Here is an 18,966-nt window from a genome sequence, read left to right on the forward strand (position 1 = left end):
GCCATTGCCAGCGCTGTAGTAAGTTGCATAAAAAAATCCGTAGCCAGTGTTAACTAACTACGGATTCTGATCTATTGGGAGGATCGGTCAAGCGATCGCTAAAATATTTCTTAACTGATCGGCATTAGCCGTTAAGGCCCTTTTTTTGTGCAAAACATTGAACTTTCCCTGCAGGGCCTCATATTAGAGAGTAAGATAAAACTATCTGACATGAAGTCACGAATCTGGAGACAAATATGAGTGAAGAACGGGTTGAACACCTGAGTATTCCAGTTTTACCGTTGCGCGACGTGGTGGTTTATCCGCACATGGTTATTCCACTGTTTGTCGGTCGTGAAAAATCAATCCGCTGCCTCGAAGCAGCGATGGAAAATAATAAACAGATTTTCCTGTCGGCGCAAAAAGACGCTGGCATTGATGAGCCGGAAGAAAAAGATATCCATGGCATTGGTACTGTAGCGAATATCCTGCAGTTACTGAAACTGCCTGACGGCACGGTGAAAGTACTGGTCGAGGGCGCTCAGCGCGCCGCTATTGATGCATTTGAGGACAGCGAGGACTTCTTCCGCGCCAAAGTGCACTACCTTGAGTCGGAGGCAATGCCCGAGAAGGAAGAAGAGGTCATGATCCGCTCGGCGATCAATCAGTTTGAAGGCTATGTAAAGCTGAACAAAAAGATTCCGCCGGAGGTGCTGACCTCGCTATCTGGTATTGAAGAAGCCGACCGGCTGGCTGATACCATGGCTGCGCATATGCCGTTGAAGCTGAACGATAAGCAAAAGGTACTGGAAATTACCGATGTGCGCGAGCGGCTTGAGTTTTTGATGGCATTGATGGAAGGCGAAATCGACCTGTTACAGGTGGAAAAACGCATTCGCACGCGCGTGAAGAAGCAAATGGAGAAGAGCCAGCGCGAGTACTATCTGAATGAGCAGATGAAAGCGATTCAGAAAGAGCTGGGTGAAATGGAAGAGGGGCCGGATGAGTTTGAGGCGCTGGAAAACAAAATCCAGGAAGCCAAAATGCCGGAAGATGCTGAACAGAAGACGCGGGCCGAGCTGCAAAAATTGAAAATGATGTCACCGATGTCAGCGGAAGCAACGGTGGTACGCGGCTACATTGACTGGATGGTTTCGGTACCGTGGAAAAAGCGTTCACGGATCAAAAAAGATCTGGCCAATGCCGAGAAAATTTTAGATGCCGACCATTATGGTCTGGAAAAAGTAAAAGAACGTATTCTTGAGTACCTTGCCGTGCAACAACGGACCAGCAAGGTCCGCGGCGCTATCTTGTGTCTGGTGGGACCGCCAGGGGTCGGTAAGACCTCATTGGGACAGTCGATTGCCCGCGCCACCGGACGTAAATACGTTCGTATGGCGTTAGGTGGGGTGCGTGATGAAGCCGAAATTCGCGGCCATCGCCGTACTTACATTGGTTCAATGCCGGGTAAATTGATCCAGAAGATGGCCAAGGTAGGGGTGCGTAACCCACTGTTCCTGCTGGACGAAATCGATAAAATGGCTTCGGACATGCGCGGTGACCCGGCATCGGCACTACTTGAAGTGCTGGATCCGGAACAAAACGTCAACTTCAACGATCATTATCTGGAAGTCGATTATGATCTGTCCGATGTTATGTTCGTTGCCACCTCGAACAGCATGAATATTCCCGGACCATTGCTCGACCGGATGGAAGTGATCCGCTTGTCAGGCTATACCGAGGACGAGAAGCTGAATATTGCCAAGCAACACTTGTTGCCGAAGCAGCTGGACCGTAACGGCCTGAAAGATAAAGAGCTGGATATTAAGGACGACGCGATTCTCGGGATTATTCGTTATTACACCCGCGAAGCAGGCGTGCGTAATCTCGAGCGTGAAATTTCGCGCTTGTGCCGCAAAGCGGTTAAAGAGATCGTGCTGGATAAAAGTATCAAGAAAGTCGAGATCAGCCAGGCCAATCTGAAAAATTATCTCGGTGTGCAACGCTACGATTATGGCAAAGCCGAAGAGAACAACCAGATTGGTCAGGTGACCGGCCTGGCGTGGATGGAAGTCGGCGGTGACTTGTTGACGATTGAGGCAACGAACGTCGCCGGTAAGGGCAAGATCACTTCCACCGGCTCGCTTGGGGATGTCATGCAGGAGTCCATCCAGACGGCGCTCACAGTGGTGCGTAGCCGCGCGGACATGCTCGGACTTACTGACGACTTCCATGAGAAGCGTGACATCCATGTGCATGTACCGGAAGGAGCAACGCCAAAAGATGGTCCAAGTGCCGGTATTGCCATGGTGACCGCGCTGGTGTCCTCGCTGACGCAGATCCCAGTGCGTGCTGACGTGGCGATGACCGGTGAGATCACGTTACGGGGTGAGGTACTGGCAATTGGCGGTCTGAAAGAGAAGCTGCTGGCAGCCCACCGGGGTGGCATTAAGCACGTTCTTATCCCTAAGGACAATGAACGTGACCTTGAGGAAATCCGTGACAACGTTAAAGATGACCTCACTATCCACCCGGTACAATGGATTGATGAAGTGCTGGCAGTGGCGCTGGAGCGCCAACCTGACGGCAAAAAAGCCGGCTAAAACGGTAAAATGCGGCCTGCAAGCGCACAACATCGCTGCAGGCCGCATTCTTTCGTCAAAAAATTTATGAAAAAGGGTTCTCAATCGAAAATCTTGTGGTAGCCTAGAGTCAAAGTGAATGGTCAGGGGCAACCTTACAATACCCGCCTGACGTGGCACTTGAACGACAGGGAAACGTAAAAGTAGTCGGGGACCTGTTGAATCGCTTGAACAGACTGTTCAAGCTTGTTATAACCTTCGCTGGCCCATTTAAAAGCTAATGGAACCAAGCAAAATCTGATAATAACAATCTAAGGGGATGATACTGTGAACAAGTCTCAGTTAGTTGACAAAATTGCAGAGGGAGCAGAAATTTCTAAAGCTGCTGCAGGTCGAGCTCTGGACTCTTTTATCGACGCGGTAAGTGACGCGTTAAAGAAAGGTGACTCAGTACAATTAGTAGGTTTCGGCACTTTCACAGTGCGTGAGCGTTCTGCTCGCACTGGTCGTAACCCACAAACTGGCCAGACGATTCAAATCGCTGCGGCTAAAGTACCTTCTTTCAAAGCCGGTAAAGCACTGAAAGATTCAGTAAACTAATCACTGCGGAGCGGTAGTTCAGCTGGTTAGAATACCGGCCTGTCACGCCGGGGGTCGCGGGTTCGAATCCCGTCCGTTCCGCCAGCGAATAGCGAAAGTAACCCGAAGCATGTCTTCGGGTTATTTTTTTTCCGCGTAATGGGATAGAATAACGCGCGGTTAAAAACAGAACATTTTTTGAGGTTAAGAGACGATTATGTTGGAGAGGATTCGTGAAGGGTCACAAAGCTTTTGGGTAAAAGTCTTTCTTGTGCTCATCGCGCTCACTTTCGCATTAGCAGGCATTGGCGGTTATATCGCAAATCAGCCAGCTCCTGCGGTAGCGCTGGTGAACGGGGAAGAAATTACGCAGGCAGAATTTGACCGGGCTGTGGAAAATGAGCGCGCACGTCAACAGCAACAGTTGGGTGATTTTTACGACCAGTTGGCGCGTGATCCGCGCTTCACTCAGCAACTGCGTCAGCGCGTAGTCACTGATCTGGTCAATCAAAAATTACTGGAGCAAGCAGCAACCGCACGCGGTCTGCGCGTATCGGCCGAACAGGTGAAAGCGGCGATTCGTGATATTCCAAGCTTCAAGGTGGCCGGGCAGTTCGATAACGACCTCTACCTGACGACGTTGCGCAGCCTGGGTTACACGCCCGACGGTTTTGCCCGCGTTGTACGTCGTGACCTGGTGACACAACAGTTCGTTCAGGGCATCGTCTCTTCTGAATTCGTTTTACCAAGTGAAGTTGACGCCACGCAGCGCCTGATTGGTCAGACGCGTAGCGGTAAGTATGCGGAGTTCGCGTTGGCCGATTATATTGACCAGGTCGAGGTAGACGAGACTGCGGTTGAGAACTGGTACAACAATAACATTGAGCAGTTCGCCGTGCCTGAGCAGGTGAAGGTTGCTTATGTGCTGATTGATGCTGGTAGTATTGCCGAGCAGATCACCATTGATGAAGAAGAAATTCGTGCCTACTACGAAGGTAATATCGATAACTATTCAACAGCGCCTCAGTATCGCTTCTCGCACATTCTGATCGAAGCCGGTGAAGATGAAGCGGCTGCGCGTGAGCAAGCCAGTGAAATTTTGGCGGAGCTTGAGGCAGGCGCTGATTTTGCCGAGCTGGCGCAGCAATATTCAGACGATGTTTTCTCAGGCGAGCAAGGCGGCGATCTTGACTTCATTGAGCGTGGCACCATGGACGCTGACTTTGAAGAAGCTGCCTTCGCGCTGGAAAATGTTGGGGACATCACTGGTGTGGTAGAAACCAGCTTTGGCTATCACATTATTAAGCTGACCGATATTAAAGAAGGTTCAGTCACACCATTTGCTGAAGTGCGTGCTGAAATTGTCGCCGAGCTTCAGGAAGAGCGCGTCACGCAACGTTATTATGAGCTGCAGCAGCAAGTTTCAGAATTAACCTTTGAGGTTCCTGATACCTTTGCACCGGTTACTGAAGAGCTGGGTCTGCCAGCCCGGGAAACCGACTTCTTCAGCCGTAACAGTGCGCCAGCACCTCTGGATAGCCCTGCAGTTTTGACTCAGGTATTCAGCGATCAACTGATCAACGAGCAATTGAACAGTGAGCTCATTGAAGTCAGTGATACTGAGTCTGTAGTCGTGCGCGTGCTTGAGCATAAACCTGAGACCATCCAGAGCCTCAGTGAAGTCCGTGATCAGGTAGTTGAAAACGTACGTCATGAACAGGCGCAGGAAATGGCGCAACAGGCTGCGGACGAACTGGTGGCGCAACTTCGCGCTGGCGAAGCCACTGCTGCTGAATTTAAAGCACTTGATAATGTCGGCCGCCAGGCACCAAGCCAACCACGCGCCGTGGTGCAGACCTTGTTTGAGCTGAGCGTACCCGCTGCTGATGGTATGAGTGTCGGCACTGCGAATCTTGCCAACGGAAGTGTTGCCGTGGTCGCATTGACCGGCATGCAACAAGGCGAAGTGAATGAAGCGCAGACGGCGCAACTGCAGGAGCAGTTAATCAACAGCTACATGCAGGAAAGCTATCAGGCGGTGGTGAATGCACTACGCGCTGAAGCGGAAATCGAAATTCTGTTAGGGAAGGATAACGCTGAACAGCAATAAGTTTACCGCTTTTTGCAGTCCTCACCGGACACTAAAAAACGCATCCAGTTGGATGCGTTTTTTTATTCAGTAGTCAGGATGGCGGATAAAGTTCCGGTAACCGGGGTTTGTTAGTTGCTTTATCAGGCTCATTAAAGCCTTGCAGGGCGGACTTTAATGCCCGCCATAAGGCTTTACCTTCTTGCCAGTCCTGAGGGGACGCTGCGAAGCGCGCGCGCTGCAGGTGCGCCAGCTGACTGCGCAAGGGGGCATGACCGAGATAATCCCCTAAGGCGTCCAACTGTCCGGCGAGCCCCAGATGAATACGCATCCACTCTTTCAGGGCACGCTCGGTTGCTGCTGCGTCATTACTCAAGCATGCCTGTTTAATCGCTTTCAGATCTTGCCGCGGAGCTGGAGTTGTTGAAGGCTCCTGGTTGCTGACGGGCGCTTTACGACGTCGCCAGAGCCAGGCCAGGGTCAGCAGCCAGAGTAGCAAAAAGATACCGGTCAGCGCCTGCCACAGCTGCAGGTTGCGTATCTCGGCCATCCCTTCAGCGGTATCACCTGCGGTAGCACTTTGGCTGCCAGGCTGTGACTGTTGGGCCGCGTCACCGCTTATTGGACCCCGGTCAGGGCCATCAGCAGGCGCGATTCGCCCGGTCGTGCTGCCGGGGGCGACCTCAATACGCTGCGCCGGAGCACTTGCCATCTGCTGCTGCCGCAACTGGGTATTGAACCAGGGCACTTGCAAGGCAGGCACGGTCAAAGTCCCTGGGCTATGGGGAATGATCGCTACCTGTAACGTTTGTTGTGAAACCAGACGACCGTTGCGCTGGTTCATAGCTGATTCCGGGCTTTCCGGATAAACACTGGCGTCACCCACATCTAACTGCCGCACCAGTTCGTCAAGTCGGGGCAACTGATCTGCCAGCGGTCCCACCGCAGTTAAGCGATAGGTTAGTGTTAAGGGTTCGCCCTGGGTGATTTGCAAGGTCTCGCCATCGGGCTGCTGTGTACCTTCGTTACCAACTGCCACTGACAAGGTAACCAGTTCGGCTGGCAACCAGGTATGTTCAGCGGGCCAGCCGGCGGGGATTGGCAGCACCTCAATTGGTAAATTCGTGGCGGCGGTGGTCACCGACTTGGTTGAAGAAAAACTGGGGAAGAGGGTGCGGTTACTCTCCACGTTTATCTGGCCCTGAAAGACCGGGCCACGAATTTCCTGCGCGCCGGAGCGTTGTGGAATGACCACGAAACTGCGCTGGAACACCTGGAACATGCGCCCGTCAATCACCTCAGTGCTATCGACGTCGCGGCCAACCTGGCGGATATCAGCATCTTCAAGCTGCGGGGGAATAATGTTGCCACTATGCAGATTCGCAGCAAGGTAAAGCTTGGTCGTCAGTTCCACCTGCTCCTGCACGTAGATTTCATCACGGTCAATTTCGACGCGCATGAAGGCATCGCGTTGCTCGGTTAGCTCTGCGGCGTCTGCGGCGACGACTTGCAGGGTAATTTGATTACTTTCGCCACCGGCCAGCGCTACCGGGCCGATACTGTAGTCACCGATCTCTTGCGGTGCTCTCACCACACTGCGAAAGGTTTTCTCGCGCGACGTTTCACCGTTGATGATTTGTGTGGTACTGCTGCTGGAGGTGCCCATGACGTCAAACTCGGTGAGGACCTCGGCCGGGCGCCACTCACGATCTTCAATCAGCTCACTGACGGTGAGGGTCAGAATAAAGGTGTCACCACTGGCCACGGGATTCTTATTCACGCTCAGTGACAGCGTCGGTGCCGTGTCGGTTTGCGCCATGGCTATCGAGCTGAGGCAAAGCGCGGCAACGCTTAAGGCTGCAATCGACAGGAAACGTATTTGATTTACCACTGTTTATCAACTCCTTGCGGCGGACGTTCGCGGGCCCGGCGGCGCGCTTCAAGTTCCATTTTGCGCTGTAACAGAAAGGCCGGGTCGTCTTCAATACGATTGAGCCAGTTTTCCATTTGCTGGCGTTGTTCTTCACTAAGTTGCTCGGCGCTGGGCATGCCCTGCTGGTTTTGCGGTTCGCCTTGCTCCGCTGCATCCTGCGCTCGTTGCGCCTCAGTCTCAGCATCCTGGCCTTCGGGCGGTTGTTGTTCTGCCTCGCCACTTTGTTGCTGCTGTTGTTGTTGTTGTGCTTCGCTCTGTGAGCCCGACGGCTGCGATTCCTGCGGTTCGCCGTCGCCCTCTTGTTGCTGCTGTTGCTCTTGTTCGCCCTGACCTTCGCCTTGTCCCTGCTGCTGTTGCTGTTGTTGCTCACGTTGTTGCTCGGCGAGGCGTTCGGCCAGCTCAAGGTTCGCCTGTGCCTGACTAAGCTCGGGGTCACGTTGCAGTGCCTCACGATAAACATTGGCCGCTTCGTCAAAGCGCTGTAATTGCATCAGTGTATTGCCCTGATTGTAATACCCCTGCGCATTGTCAACCTGAGAGAAGTCCTGTAACGCCTGCTCATAGGCGCCGCGGCGATAATTGGCAGTTCCCCGCTGCCAGGGATCCTCGGCAATTGCTGCAGCGCGGTCATAATTTTCATTGCGCAATGCTTCATCCGCTTGCTGGTAAGGGGTTTGCCATAATTGCTCATGCCACTCTAACCCTTCTTGCTCAGCGGGCGACGTGGGCGCTTGCTGGGCATAGGCAATTGTTGGCATAAGTAATGCGCCACAGCTGATGAGCAACATACCACTCAATAAGACACCGCGTCGTGCCAGAGGTAACATAAAAACTAGGGCTGCTGCCAGCAGCCACGGGCCTCGATCAACCCAGGCGTCGCCTTGTTGATCCTCGTTATCACTGCCTTCGCGGCTTAATGGTTCCATATTACTCAGATAAAGAATATCTTCCTGATCCTGGCGGACCTGGGTAAAGCGGCCATTACTGAGCTGCGCAAATTGTTGCAACCGGCCCGGCACCATTTTCGGAATCACTATCTCGCCGGTACTGTCCCGTAACAGCTTACCGTCCGCAAGTTCAATAGGTGCGCCCTGTGCAGTACCGACGCCCAGAATCGCCAGCCGGTGCGGATGGCGACGGACAAATTGGGTGATCTCTTGTTGATCACGGGTATCAATACCGTCAGTGAACCAGTAAATATCCCCCTCGGCGTAGCCAGCTTCGCGTAACAAACGGTCCGCAAGCTCAAGCGCCGCCAGCGGATAACTGCCCTGGACCGGCATAATATCGGGCCGCAGCGCGCGAATCAGGTTGCTTAAGCTGGCCGAGTCCGATGTCAGTGGACTGATAACATAGGCGTCACCCGCGTAGGCAATCAGTCCTGTTTCGCCGTCAAGTTGCTCATTGGCCAACGCCATTGCCTTGTAACGTGCCTGGGTCAGACGGTTGGGCGCAACATCAGTGGCAAGCATGGATTGGGAGACATCCATCACAATGACCTGACCCGCCTGTAACTGGAATACCGGTTGCGGCTTACGTTCCCAGGTTGGTCCGGCGAGTGCCAGTATCAGCAGGCTCAATGCCAACGGCAGCAACCAGATACGCCACTGTCCCGAAGCCTTACCGCTGTCCACGACTAGTAACTGAGCCAGATGTGGCGCCACCACCTGACGCCAGCCGGATTGCCTGCCGCGCCGGCGCCAGAGTATACCGATGACAATGGCCACCAGCGTCAGCGCAAGCAACCACCAGGGGCGGATAAAATGAAACTCGTTCAATATAGCGGAGAGGTTCATGAGGCAGCCCTCCGCCAGCGCTGCTGAAACAGCGAGGTTATAATAAAGAGTAATGTGAAGAGTCCCAGCGCGATACCTGCAGGCCAATAGAAGAGTTCAGTTTGCGGACGGCGTAACTGCTCATCGCCGCTCACCGGCTCATAGGCATCGAGGGTCTGATAAATCTGCTCGAGCTCTTCGGTGCTGCGGGCGCGAAAATATTCACCACCGGTGGCCTGCGCCAGGCCCTGCAGCATTGCTTCGTCAAGATCACGACTGGGGTTGACCTTACGCTTACCGAAGAAGCTGTCAACGATGACTTCATCCGCACCTACACCGATGGCGTAAATTTTAACCCCATAGTAGCTGGCTAACTGGCGCGCCTGCTCAGGTGAGACGTTGCCAGCGGTGTTTTGACCATCGGTGAGTAAAATCAGAATTTTATTACTCTCTTCGTTATCGCGAAAGCGCTTGACCGCTAGCGCCACGGCATCACCAATCGCTGTGCGCTCGCCAATCAGCCGTAACTCAGCTTCTTCCAACATTTGCCGGACGCTGGTTAAGTCATAGGTGATGGGCGCTTGCACATAGGCGGTATCAGCGAACAGAATAAGACCCATTTTGTCGCCTTTGCGCCGCTCAATAAAGTCGCTGACGACATGTTTGACCATCGTCAGACGATTCACTTCACGCCCTGCAATCTGCATATCAGCGATTTCCATACTGCCGGACAGATCCACCGCCAGCACCATCTCCCGTGCTTCACTGCGAATCTGAACCGGTTCGCCCAGCCACTGTGGGCGGCACAGCGCGAGAATCAGTAAAGACCAGATAATAAGTAGCAATAAGGCCGGCCAATAGCGCCGCGCGGTTGTCTGCTGCGTGCCACCGCCACCCAAGGCGCGCGGTAATATAAGTGTTGAAAACTGTTTTTGCCGGGCGCGCCGTAACCACCAGAGCAAAGGGGCGAGAAACCATACCAGCGTAAGCCACGGCCAGGCAAACTCAATCATGGTCACCTCCGTGTCGCTGTTTTTTGGCTGGCGGCAAGGCCTGCTTTAACCAGTGTCGGGCGAAGTCATAGTATTGCTGTTGTAGTGCCGGTGCGCGCTGGCGCTCGGGCTGGAACGCGGCGTGTTCAGCTTCCACCAACAAATCGTAGTAGTTGGCGGCCTGGCGCTCGTTCAATTGGGCAAGCAGAAAGTCGCGCCAACGGTTACCTGACAAGCCCGCCACCTGATGCGCGGGGAAGTAGGCGAGCGCTGTCTGCTTCAGCAGCAGATTGATAGCATTAATCGACATGCCCGGATGTAACTGGCGCAATGCGGCGCGCCGCATGCGACGCCGGCGATAGCTGGCAACTAAACCATAGCCACAACCCAGCAGTATCGCCAGCACCAGGGCGCCGAGCAGATACCAGCCGGGCGCCAGCGGCCACCAGTGTGCGGCGGGTGGTGCGATAATCTGCTGCATCTCCTGCAGCGCGGGTGTATCGATCACAACATTACCTCCGGCCACTGTTCTTCAATCGGGCGGGCCGCACTGAACTGGCGTAATTCAAGACCCAATTGTTGCAGTTGCAGTAATAACTCCTGCTGCTGTTGCGACACTTCGCGCACATAATGCTCGCGCGCTTGTTGATCGCCGGCGGCAAAATGGCGCTGTTGACGGCCATTGCTGATGGCGATGTCCTGCTGGGCTAGTTCCTCGGGGAGTCGATTCTCCAGCGGGTCGGAACACTGTAGCACCTGCAATGAATTATGACGTTGCAAGGTTTGCAGTAACAGCTGTGTAGCGTCAGAAAAGCCCTGCCAGTCACTGATGATATGAATGATGGTCCCCGGTTTTGCAAGCTGTTGCGCGCGCCGTAACAGGTCGTCCAGGGGCACCGCAGTAACTGCCGCAGAGGCATCGGCGTCGCGCCACAACGCAAGACTTTCGTTTTGCATTTCGACCAGACTATGCAGAATCCGCAAGGCGCCTTGCTGACGTGCCTGAGGTCGTAGCTCGACATGCCGGGTAGGATGACCAATGAGGGCCCCCACACGATCCCCGCGTTGGACCGCAAGCCAGGCCAGCGCCGCAGTCAGATGGCAGGCAAGTACGCTTTTTAAGGTAAGTTGACTGCCAAAGTGTTGTGATGCTGCCAGGTCAACGACAAATAGCACCGGGCGCTCGCGCTCTTCACGGAAAAGCTTGGTGTGCGGACTCCCGGTACGCGCGGTGACGCGCCAGTCAATGGCGCGAACGTCGTCGCCGGCCTGGTAATGCCGGACTTCGTCAAATTCCATGCCGCGTCCGCGGGTTTTGCTCAGTAACGCGCCGGTCTGTGCTTTCGGCGGATGTAGCTTACGATGGCGGGCAAAAGCCGCGGCCTTGCTGCGATAATACATAAGCTCAGCGATGCCGACCGCAACGCCGTCACTATGCCACTGCCGGAGCCATTCATTGACGTTAACCATAGCCACCTTGATCAGGGTGTGGGAACTTCTTGCAAGATCAGCTGCAAGGCTTGGTCGGCGGTGACGCCGTCAGCTTCGGCCTGATAACTCAGGATGATGCGGTGACGCATGACGTGGCCGAATACTGCCTGAATGTCGTCAGGCGTGACAAAGTCGCGGCCGCTGAGCCAGGCTTTCGCTCGTGCGCAGCGGTCCAGTGCGATCGTCGCGCGCGGACTGGCGCCGTAACTTAACCAGCGCGCCAGGTCAGTGGAGTAATGCTCAGCCTGACGCGAGGCGATAACCAGTTGCACCAGGTAATTCTCAACCGTCTCGTCCATAAATATTTCCAGCACCTCTTTGCGGGCGTTAAAAATATCTTCCTGACGCAGCGGGGTTGGCATGGCAACCTGACCATGCAGTTCTTCGCCGCGGTTGAGACGCAAAATGTCGAGTTCAGTCGCAGCCGCGGGATAGTCGATATTCAGCTGCATTAAAAAACGGTCCAGCTGCGCTTCGGGCAGCGGGTAAGTACCTTCCTGCTCCAGCGGGTTTTGGGTCGCCAGCACCATAAACAGGTTGGGCAGGGGGTAAGTGGTCCGGCCCACGGTAATTTGTCGCTCTGCCATGGCCTCAAGCAACGCCGACTGCACTTTTGCCGGGGCGCGGTTGATCTCATCCGCGAGAATGACATTATGAAATAATGGCCCTTGCTGGAATACGAACTCGCCGGTCTCGGGCCGATAAATATCCGTCCCGGTCAAATCAGCAGGAAGTAAGTCGGGGGTGAATTGCACGCGATGGAAGTCACCTTCAATGCCCTTGGCCAGGGCATTCACCGCGCGGGTTTTAGCAAGCCCTGGCGGGCCTTCGACCAACAGATGGCCGTCAGCCAGTATGGCAATCAATAAACTTTCGGTAAACTCGGACTGCCCGAGTACCTGACTGTCCAGATAATTTCTCAGGCTTTGGAATTGTTCTGCAGCCATGTTGACCCCTAATGTGGTAGCTGTGTCTATACTCTAAGTATGTACTTTACCGAAAACAACAGTTTAATTCTTGGGATGAACCCGCTAGAATTTGTAATAAATCGTGAGGTCTGACCAGATCAGAAATCAACCCATTTAACGGACAGAGGTAGTGAAACATGACGTCACGTCAGCAATTGACTACGCCAAAGGGCGACCGCATCGCCGTGGTTGCAGGCTTACGCACGCCGTTTGCCAAACAAGCCAGTTACTTTCATGGTATTCCAGCGTTGGACCTGGGCAAAATGGTGGTGCAGGAAATGCTCAATCGTTATGAACTAAGTGGCGACGAGGTTGAACAACTGGTCTTTGGCCAGGTGGTGCAGATGCCATCCGCGCCCAATATTGCGCGCGAAATCGTGTTGGGCACCAGTTTACCGGTCAGCACTGACGCTTATAGTGTATCGCGTGCTTGCGCAACAAGCTTTCAGTCCACTGTGAACATCCTTGAATCGATGCTTGCCGGAAATATCAGTTGCGGTATTGCCGGTGGCGCGGACTCGTCCTCGGTACTGCCAATTGGTGTGACCCGCAAACTGGCGATTGCCCTGGTTGACTTAAATAAAGCCAAAACCCTCGGCCAGCGTCTGAAAATTTTAAAACGCCTCAGCTTTAAAGATTTGAAGCCGGTACCGCCGGCGATTGCAGAATACAGCACTGGCATGACCATGGGGGATACCGCTGAGCAGATGGCCAAAACCCATGACATTGACCGAGCTGATCAGGATGCGTTGGCGCACCGCTCGCATACGCTGGCGCAAGAAGCTTGGGAGGACGGAAAACTTGACGATGAGGTCATGACAGCTTATGCCGAGCCTTACGAGGACTTCTTACGTCGTGACAACACCATTCGCAGTGACAGTAAGCTCGACAGCTACGCCAAACTACGCCCGGTATTTGATCGTAAGCACGGTTCGGTCACGGCCGCAAACAGCACACCGCTGACCGACGGCGCCGCTGCGGTCTTGCTGATGACCGAGAGTCGGGCTAAGGCGTTAGGCTACGACGTGCTGGGCTACATAAAAAGCTATGCATTCAGTGCCATTGGTGTTGAAAAAGATATGCTGATGGGACCCTCATTTGCGACACCAGTGGCGCTCGATCGCGCCGGCATGAAGTTGAGCGATCTTGATCTGATCGATATGCATGAAGCTTTCGCCGCGCAAACCCTGGCCAATGTAAAAATGTTCGCCAGTAAGAAATTTGCCGAGGAAAAACTCGGTCGCAGTGAAGCCATTGGCGAAATCGATATGACTAAATTCAATGTACTGGGCGGGTCCATTGCTTACGGACACCCCTTCGCAGCTACCGGCGCGCGTATGATCACCCAAACCTTGCGGGAACTGAAGCGCCGCGGCGGCGGAACCGCTCTTACCACGGCCTGTGCAGCAGGCGGACTTGGTGCAGCAATGATTCTGGAGAGTAACTAATGAGTGATAAGCAACGCGCATTTACCCTCGAAACCCGTGACGATGGCGTCGCCGTGATTCACATCGACGTGCCGGGCGAGTCAATGAACACCCTCAAGTCCAGCTTCGCTGATGAAGTAAGTGAGGTACTGAATAAACTTGAGCAGCTCGATGATCTGAAAGGTGTGGTCATTATTAGCGATAAACCGGGATCCTTCGTCGCCGGCGCCGATATCAGCATGATTGATGACTGTGACAATGCTGCAGACGCTGAGAGTCTGGCGCGGCAGGGACAGGCCATGTTCGATCGCATTGAACAACTGAAAGTGCCTGCGGTTGCCGCTATTGATGGCGCCTGTTTAGGTGGTGGCCTGGAACTCGCCATGGCCTGTCACTACCGTATTTGTACCGACTCGGAAAAGACCAAATTAGGCTTACCGGAAGTCAAACTGGGACTGTTACCAGGCTCAGGTGGTACGCAGCGCCTGCCGCGGCTGGTCGGTATTCAGGAGGCGTTACCACTTATTTTGACCGGCAAGGAATTACGCCCTAAGCAGGCCAAAAAGAAAGGTATTGTCGATGAAGTGGTGCCGGACAGTATTTTGCTTGACGCTGCAGTTGAAAAAGCACTGAAGAGCAAAGCGAAAGTGCGCCGTGCCAAGCTGAGCCTGTTTAACAAGGCCCTGGAAAAAACCAGCTTCGGCCGCAGTATTATTTTCAAAAAGGCGCGTGAGCAGGCGCAGTCCAAGGGTAAAGGCAATTATCCGGCGCTGGATAAGATTGTCGATACCATTGCCTATGGTGCTGACCATGGGTTTGAAGAAGGTCTGCAGTATGAAGCGCGGCAGTTTGGCGAGCTGGCGATGACGCCGGAGTCGCAGCAGTTGCGCAATATTTTCTTTGCCACCACGGCGATGAAAAAAGAATCCGGCGCAGGTGACACCAAGCCACGCGAATTGCAGCGCGTAGGCGTACTAGGTGGCGGCCTGATGGGCGGCGGTATCTCCTATGTGACGGCGGTCAAAGCTGAACTACCGGTGCGTATTAAAGATATTAAAGAAGACGGCATTGTGCACGCAATGAAATATAGCTACGACCTGCTGAATAAGAAGGTCAAACGCAAGCATATGCGTCGCGCGGAACTCGAAAAGACCATGCTGCGCTTAAGCGGAACGCTTGACTACAGTGGCTTTGAGCGTGCCGATGTGGTGATTGAAGCGGTGTTTGAGGACCTTGATCTGAAGCAGAAGATGGTTGCCGACATTGAGGCCAACGCGAAAGAGCAAACGATTTTTGCTACCAATACGTCAAGCCTGCCTATTACGCAGATCGCGGCAAAGGCAAAACGGCCGGAAAATGTCATCGGCTTACATTATTTTTCACCGGTTGATAAAATGCCGCTGGCAGAGATTATCACGCATGCCAAAACGTCCGATGAAACCATTGCAACCACCGTTGCGCTGGCAAAGAAGCAAGGTAAAACACCGATTGTGGTGCAAGACGGCGCTGGTTTCTATGTGAATCGTATTCTGGCGCCTTACATGAACGAAGCGGCCCGACTGGTACTCGCCGGTGAGCCAATTGACGATGTCGACCAGGCGCTGGTTAAATTTGGTTTCCCGGTGGGCCCGATCAAGCTGATGGACGAAGTAGGTATTGATATTGCTGCGAAAGTCGCGCCGATTATGGCAGATGAGTTGGGCGACCGTTTTCGTGCCCCTGAGGCTTTTGATAAACTGCTTGATGACGACCGCAAAGGCAAAAAGAACAAAAAAGGTTTTTACTCGTATTCGGGCAAAAAGCCTGGCAAAGAGGTCGACAGCAGCGTCTATGAACTGCTTGGGGTAAAACCTGAAAGTAAACTGCAGGCCGGTGAAATTGCTCGGCGCACGGTATTTTTGATGCTCAATGAAGCCGTTTACTGTCTTGCCGAAGATATTATCCGCAGTCCGCGCGACGGTGATATCGGTGCTATCTACGGCATCGGTTTCCCACCATTCCGCGGCGGCCCGTTCCGCTATATCGATAGCATGGGTTGCGCTGAGGTTGTGGGGCAGTTACGAGCTTATGCAAAAGAGCATGGTGATCGCTACGAGCCGGCGCCACTGTTAGTAGAGATGGCCGACGAAGGTGCCAAATTTTATCCGGAGTCGTGAATAAGGTACATTGGCAGTCAGGCTGTTAATACGGTTTGGCTGCCAGTTCAGGAGGTAGGTTTGTTAATTGCGCTGTGTAGTTTGTTGTCTGCGCTACTGTTATATGTACAAGCGTTACGCAATGCGATGGGTGCTAAACGCTGGGGCCTGGCGGGCTTATTATTAGGACCGATGGTAGTGCCGATTTTTATCTCGCAAAAACGCTTAACCCTGATGCGTGCCATGGGACGTGACAACGTGCTCTGGCAGCCCCATTAAACTGTCTTTTTAAGCGTCGCAAGCGTCGTGCTGATATGCTCGAGAAACTGGTCGCGGCGTAACGGCTGAGCGAACAGATACCCTTGTGCAAACTCACATTTTAGATTACTTAGCGTGTTAGCCTGCTCCAGGTCAACTACGCCCTCAGCAACGACATCCAGCCCTAAATTGTGTGCCATGGCGACAATCGACGCTACCATGTTGCGATCGCGCTCTGCACCATTAATGTCATCAATAAAGGCCTTATCGATTTTCAGTGTCTGAATCGGGAAGCGTTTCAGGTACGCCAACGAGGAATAGCCGGTACCAAAGTCATCTAACGCCAGATGAATGCCCAATTTATTTAGCTCGGTCATAATTTCAATGGCGCGTTCAGGATCATCCATCACCACACCCTCGGTAATCTCAAGCTCAAGGTAGGTTGGGTTGAGCTTTTCCTCTTTGAGAATGGTGGTGATTTGTTTGGCTAAATCCGGTTGCAGGAATTGCTTCGCGGATAAGTTGACCGCGACCCGGCCGTCCACTGCACCCGCTTCAACCCATTCGCGCATATCACGACAGGTTTGACGTAACACCCGCTCACCGACTTCAATAATCAAGCCGGTTTCTTCGGCCATCGGGATGAACTCGGCCGGACTGACGATACCGACATCAGGAATTTCCAGCCGGACCAGCGCCTCAAGTCCAACGAATTTATTGGTTCGCAGCGACACTTTGGGCTGGTAATGCACCTGCAGATAATTATTACGTAGCGCGTGACGCAACTGGTTTTCAACCTGCAAACGGCGCACCGCATTCTTGTTCATCGACTCGTTAAAGAACTGATAGGTTGCGCCACCACGGTTCTTTGCATGATACATAGCGGTGTCTGCGTTTTGCAGCAATTCCTGCGACGACTGGCCGTCACTGGGGTAGACCACAATGCCAATGGAGCTGCTCACGACAATATCATGACCGCTGATATGAAACGGCTGCGACAGGCTCTCCAGAATACGTTTGGCTGCGGAGGTAATGACGCGGACGTCGGTGGTGTCCTCAAGCATCAGCACAAATTCGTCGCCGCCAAGGCGATAAAAGGTATCCTGCGCTCTGCCGACTTCTGCCACGCGTTCGGCCACGTGCATCAGTAAGTGGTCGCCCACTTCATGGCCGAGGGAGTCATTAATCTTTTTAAAATCATCGAGGTCAAAGAGCAGCAGCGCGTGCATGATGCGTTTGCGCACCAGGTTCGAATGACTTACCTGAAAGTAAGAGCGGTTCGGTAGTCCGGTCAGGGTATCTGTGTTGGATAACCGACGTAATTCGCGCTCCGCGTTTTTACGGTCAGTAATATCTGAGAAGGTCGCCACGTAGTAGCTGATTTCTTTATTTTCATCACGGATGGCGTCAAAGGTCAGTTCAATCTGGTAAACCGTGCCGTCTTTGCGCAGGTCTTCAAGCTCGCCGTGCCAGCTACCGTGCTGTTGCACGATTTGTTTGATCTGTTCCAGATAGTCAGGGCTGTAAAGCGCAAATTGCAACGGGCGACCGATGACATCATCGCGACGATAGCCGGTTATCTTGCTAAAGGACTGGTTGGTTTCAACCACTTTAAATTGTGCATCGTAAATACATACGCCGTCGGAAATATTGGTAATCGAGGCGGCAAGCATTTTTAAACGTTCTTCGGCGGTGACCAGAGGCGTAATATCTTTAAGTGTGCCTGTCATCCGTTTCGGTTGTTGCTGTTCGTCGTAGGTGACAATTTTGCCGCGGTCTAACACCCACATCCAACCTTTTCCTGAGGCGACCCGGTAGGTTTGTTCGTAATGATCGGTTTTACCTTCAAGGTAGTGGCGTAGCGCGCGTTGTACTTTATGCAGGTCGGCCGGATGAATATTTGATTTGCCTGCCTCGTCACCAAAGCGAATACCGTCCTCAGGGAAGGTTTTCAACTGCCGCCAGGTGTTGTGACGATGCAGTTCGTCGCTGTCAATATGCCAGTCCCATAACTGGTCGCCGCTGCCCCACAGGCTTAACTTAAGTCGCTCTTCACTGTCACGGAGCAGGTGAATGGCCTGGCGCCGCGCGCTGATAATAGCGCCCACAGCCACCAGCATGCTAATAATCAGTACCGCGTAAAACGCAATAGCCCACGGCGATAACCATAACGGCGCGGCGACTTCCAGCGCAATGGAGCGGGTACCAAACCAGTAATTACCATTCGGTGACGCTTCAACCATGAAATTGTAATTACCAAAATCAAGATTGGTATAGGTAGCCCGGCGATAATCGGCGTCGGTGTAGATCCAGTCCTTATCAAAACCGGCGAGTTTATAGCGATACTGTAACTTCTGCGCGGAGGGCGCATAGGGCGCGCCAAATTCGATGGTAAGAGGTTCTTCAATACGTGGTACGTAAAGCTGAGTGGTACTGTAAAGTTGCGGTAAATTGCGATCATCAAGCTGATCGGCGCTAATGGGTTTGTTGGCGACGCGTAAGGTAATGAGCTCAACACGCCAATCACTGCCCGGATTCGTGGGTTGTGCCAGAGCAGAAGCAGACAGCGCCACGCCGAACAGCATCAACGCCAGCCGTGGCTTTAAAGAAATAGCGGAACGCCCAAAGAAGCTGTTGCTTCGGGTACGGGTCCTCCACGACTTTCTTAAGATGCTCTTAAAGCGCACGTTTCATCCCATGGTCGGGTTGCTTTTTACCACAACTCTTATTTTTGTTATATCGCTCAAGTTAACCAATA

Annotated in this window: 13 protein-coding genes and 1 tRNA gene; 7 read left to right on the plus strand and 7 right to left on the minus strand. The window is 53.3% G+C overall.

The annotated features are described in order from the left end of the window. Positions 1-236: 236 nt before the first annotated feature. From lon to ppiD, 4 genes are all read left to right on the plus strand, one after another. A complete protein-coding gene (gene lon / locus CWI71_RS08165; protein ID WP_126754778.1) occupies positions 237-2,582 on the plus strand; it encodes an endopeptidase La in 2,346 nt (781 codons plus the stop codon). Positions 2,583-2,888: 306 nt separating this feature from the next. Further along, positions 2,889-3,161 carry a nucleoid-associated protein HU-beta gene (hupB, locus tag CWI71_RS08170; RefSeq protein WP_126754779.1) on the plus strand — a complete coding sequence of 91 codons (273 nt, stop codon included), beginning with the start codon at positions 2,889-2,891 and terminating at the stop codon, positions 3,159-3,161. A 7-nt stretch (positions 3,162-3,168) separates the two neighbouring features. Next, positions 3,169-3,245: transfer RNA gene (locus CWI71_RS08175), tRNA-Asp, on the plus strand. A 112-nt stretch (positions 3,246-3,357) separates the two neighbouring features. Then, positions 3,358-5,250, plus strand: coding sequence for a peptidylprolyl isomerase (gene ppiD / locus CWI71_RS08180; protein ID WP_126754780.1), 1,893 nt, complete (start codon positions 3,358-3,360; stop codon positions 5,248-5,250). Positions 5,251-5,323: 73 nt separating this feature from the next. Here the strand turns inward: ppiD and CWI71_RS08185 are convergent, their stop codons facing one another. Genes CWI71_RS08185 through CWI71_RS08210 form a run of 6 tightly spaced genes read right to left on the minus strand, consistent with a single transcriptional unit; the run spans position 5,324 to position 12,367 of the window. Further along, on the minus strand, positions 5,324-7,120 hold the full coding sequence (locus CWI71_RS08185) for a BatD family protein (protein WP_126754781.1): 1,797 nt from the start codon (positions 7,118-7,120) through the stop codon (positions 5,324-5,326). Continuing rightward, positions 7,114-8,958: a VWA domain-containing protein gene (locus CWI71_RS08190; protein WP_126754782.1), complete on the minus strand. Its 1,845-nt coding sequence runs from the start codon at positions 8,956-8,958 to the stop codon at positions 7,114-7,116. Before CWI71_RS08190 ends, CWI71_RS08185 begins: the two co-directional genes overlap by 7 nt. Further along, positions 8,955-9,950, minus strand: coding sequence for a vWA domain-containing protein (locus CWI71_RS08195; RefSeq protein ID WP_126754783.1), 996 nt, complete (start codon positions 9,948-9,950; stop codon positions 8,955-8,957). Before CWI71_RS08195 ends, CWI71_RS08190 begins: the two co-directional genes overlap by 4 nt. After that, the gene (locus tag CWI71_RS08200; RefSeq protein WP_126754784.1) at positions 9,943-10,437 is read right to left on the minus strand and encodes a DUF4381 domain-containing protein; all 495 of its coding nucleotides are present in this window, start codon (positions 10,435-10,437) and stop codon (positions 9,943-9,945) included. The genes CWI71_RS08195 and CWI71_RS08200 overlap by 8 nt, the downstream gene beginning before the upstream one ends. Continuing rightward, positions 10,434-11,399 carry a DUF58 domain-containing protein gene (locus CWI71_RS08205; RefSeq protein WP_126754785.1) on the minus strand — a complete coding sequence of 322 codons (966 nt, stop codon included), beginning with the start codon at positions 11,397-11,399 and terminating at the stop codon, positions 10,434-10,436. Before CWI71_RS08205 ends, CWI71_RS08200 begins: the two co-directional genes overlap by 4 nt. 11 nt (positions 11,400-11,410) lie before the next feature. Next, positions 11,411-12,367 (minus strand): AAA family ATPase, encoded by a 957-nt coding sequence (locus tag CWI71_RS08210; RefSeq protein WP_126754786.1) that lies wholly within the window; start codon positions 12,365-12,367, stop codon positions 11,411-11,413. A gap of 158 nt (positions 12,368-12,525) precedes the next feature. Between CWI71_RS08210 and fadI the strand changes: the two genes are divergently transcribed. From fadI to CWI71_RS08225, 3 genes are read left to right on the plus strand one after another with little or no spacing between them, the layout of a single operon-like run. Next, positions 12,526-13,836, plus strand: a complete 1,311-nt coding sequence (fadI, locus tag CWI71_RS08215; protein ID WP_126754787.1) for an acetyl-CoA C-acyltransferase FadI — start codon at positions 12,526-12,528, stop codon at positions 13,834-13,836. After that, on the plus strand, positions 13,836-15,971 hold the full coding sequence (gene fadJ, locus CWI71_RS08220; RefSeq protein ID WP_126754788.1) for a fatty acid oxidation complex subunit alpha FadJ: 2,136 nt from the start codon (positions 13,836-13,838) through the stop codon (positions 15,969-15,971). Before fadI ends, fadJ begins: the two co-directional genes overlap by 1 nt. Positions 15,972-16,031: 60 nt before the next feature. Continuing rightward, positions 16,032-16,229, plus strand: coding sequence for a hypothetical protein (locus tag CWI71_RS08225; RefSeq protein ID WP_126754789.1), 198 nt, complete (start codon positions 16,032-16,034; stop codon positions 16,227-16,229). On the opposite strand, the gene CWI71_RS08230 is transcribed toward CWI71_RS08225, so the two are convergent. Beyond that, complete coding sequence (locus CWI71_RS08230) at positions 16,226-18,895, minus strand: EAL domain-containing protein (RefSeq protein ID WP_126754790.1); 2,670 nt, start codon at positions 18,893-18,895, stop codon at positions 16,226-16,228. The two genes, CWI71_RS08225 and CWI71_RS08230, sit on opposite strands and share 4 nt — an antisense overlap. Positions 18,896-18,966 lie beyond the last annotated feature (71 nt).

It is taken from the genome of Pseudidiomarina insulisalsae (genome assembly GCF_003987065.1).
Classification (GTDB): Bacteria; Pseudomonadota; Gammaproteobacteria; order Enterobacterales; family Alteromonadaceae; genus Pseudidiomarina; species Pseudidiomarina insulisalsae.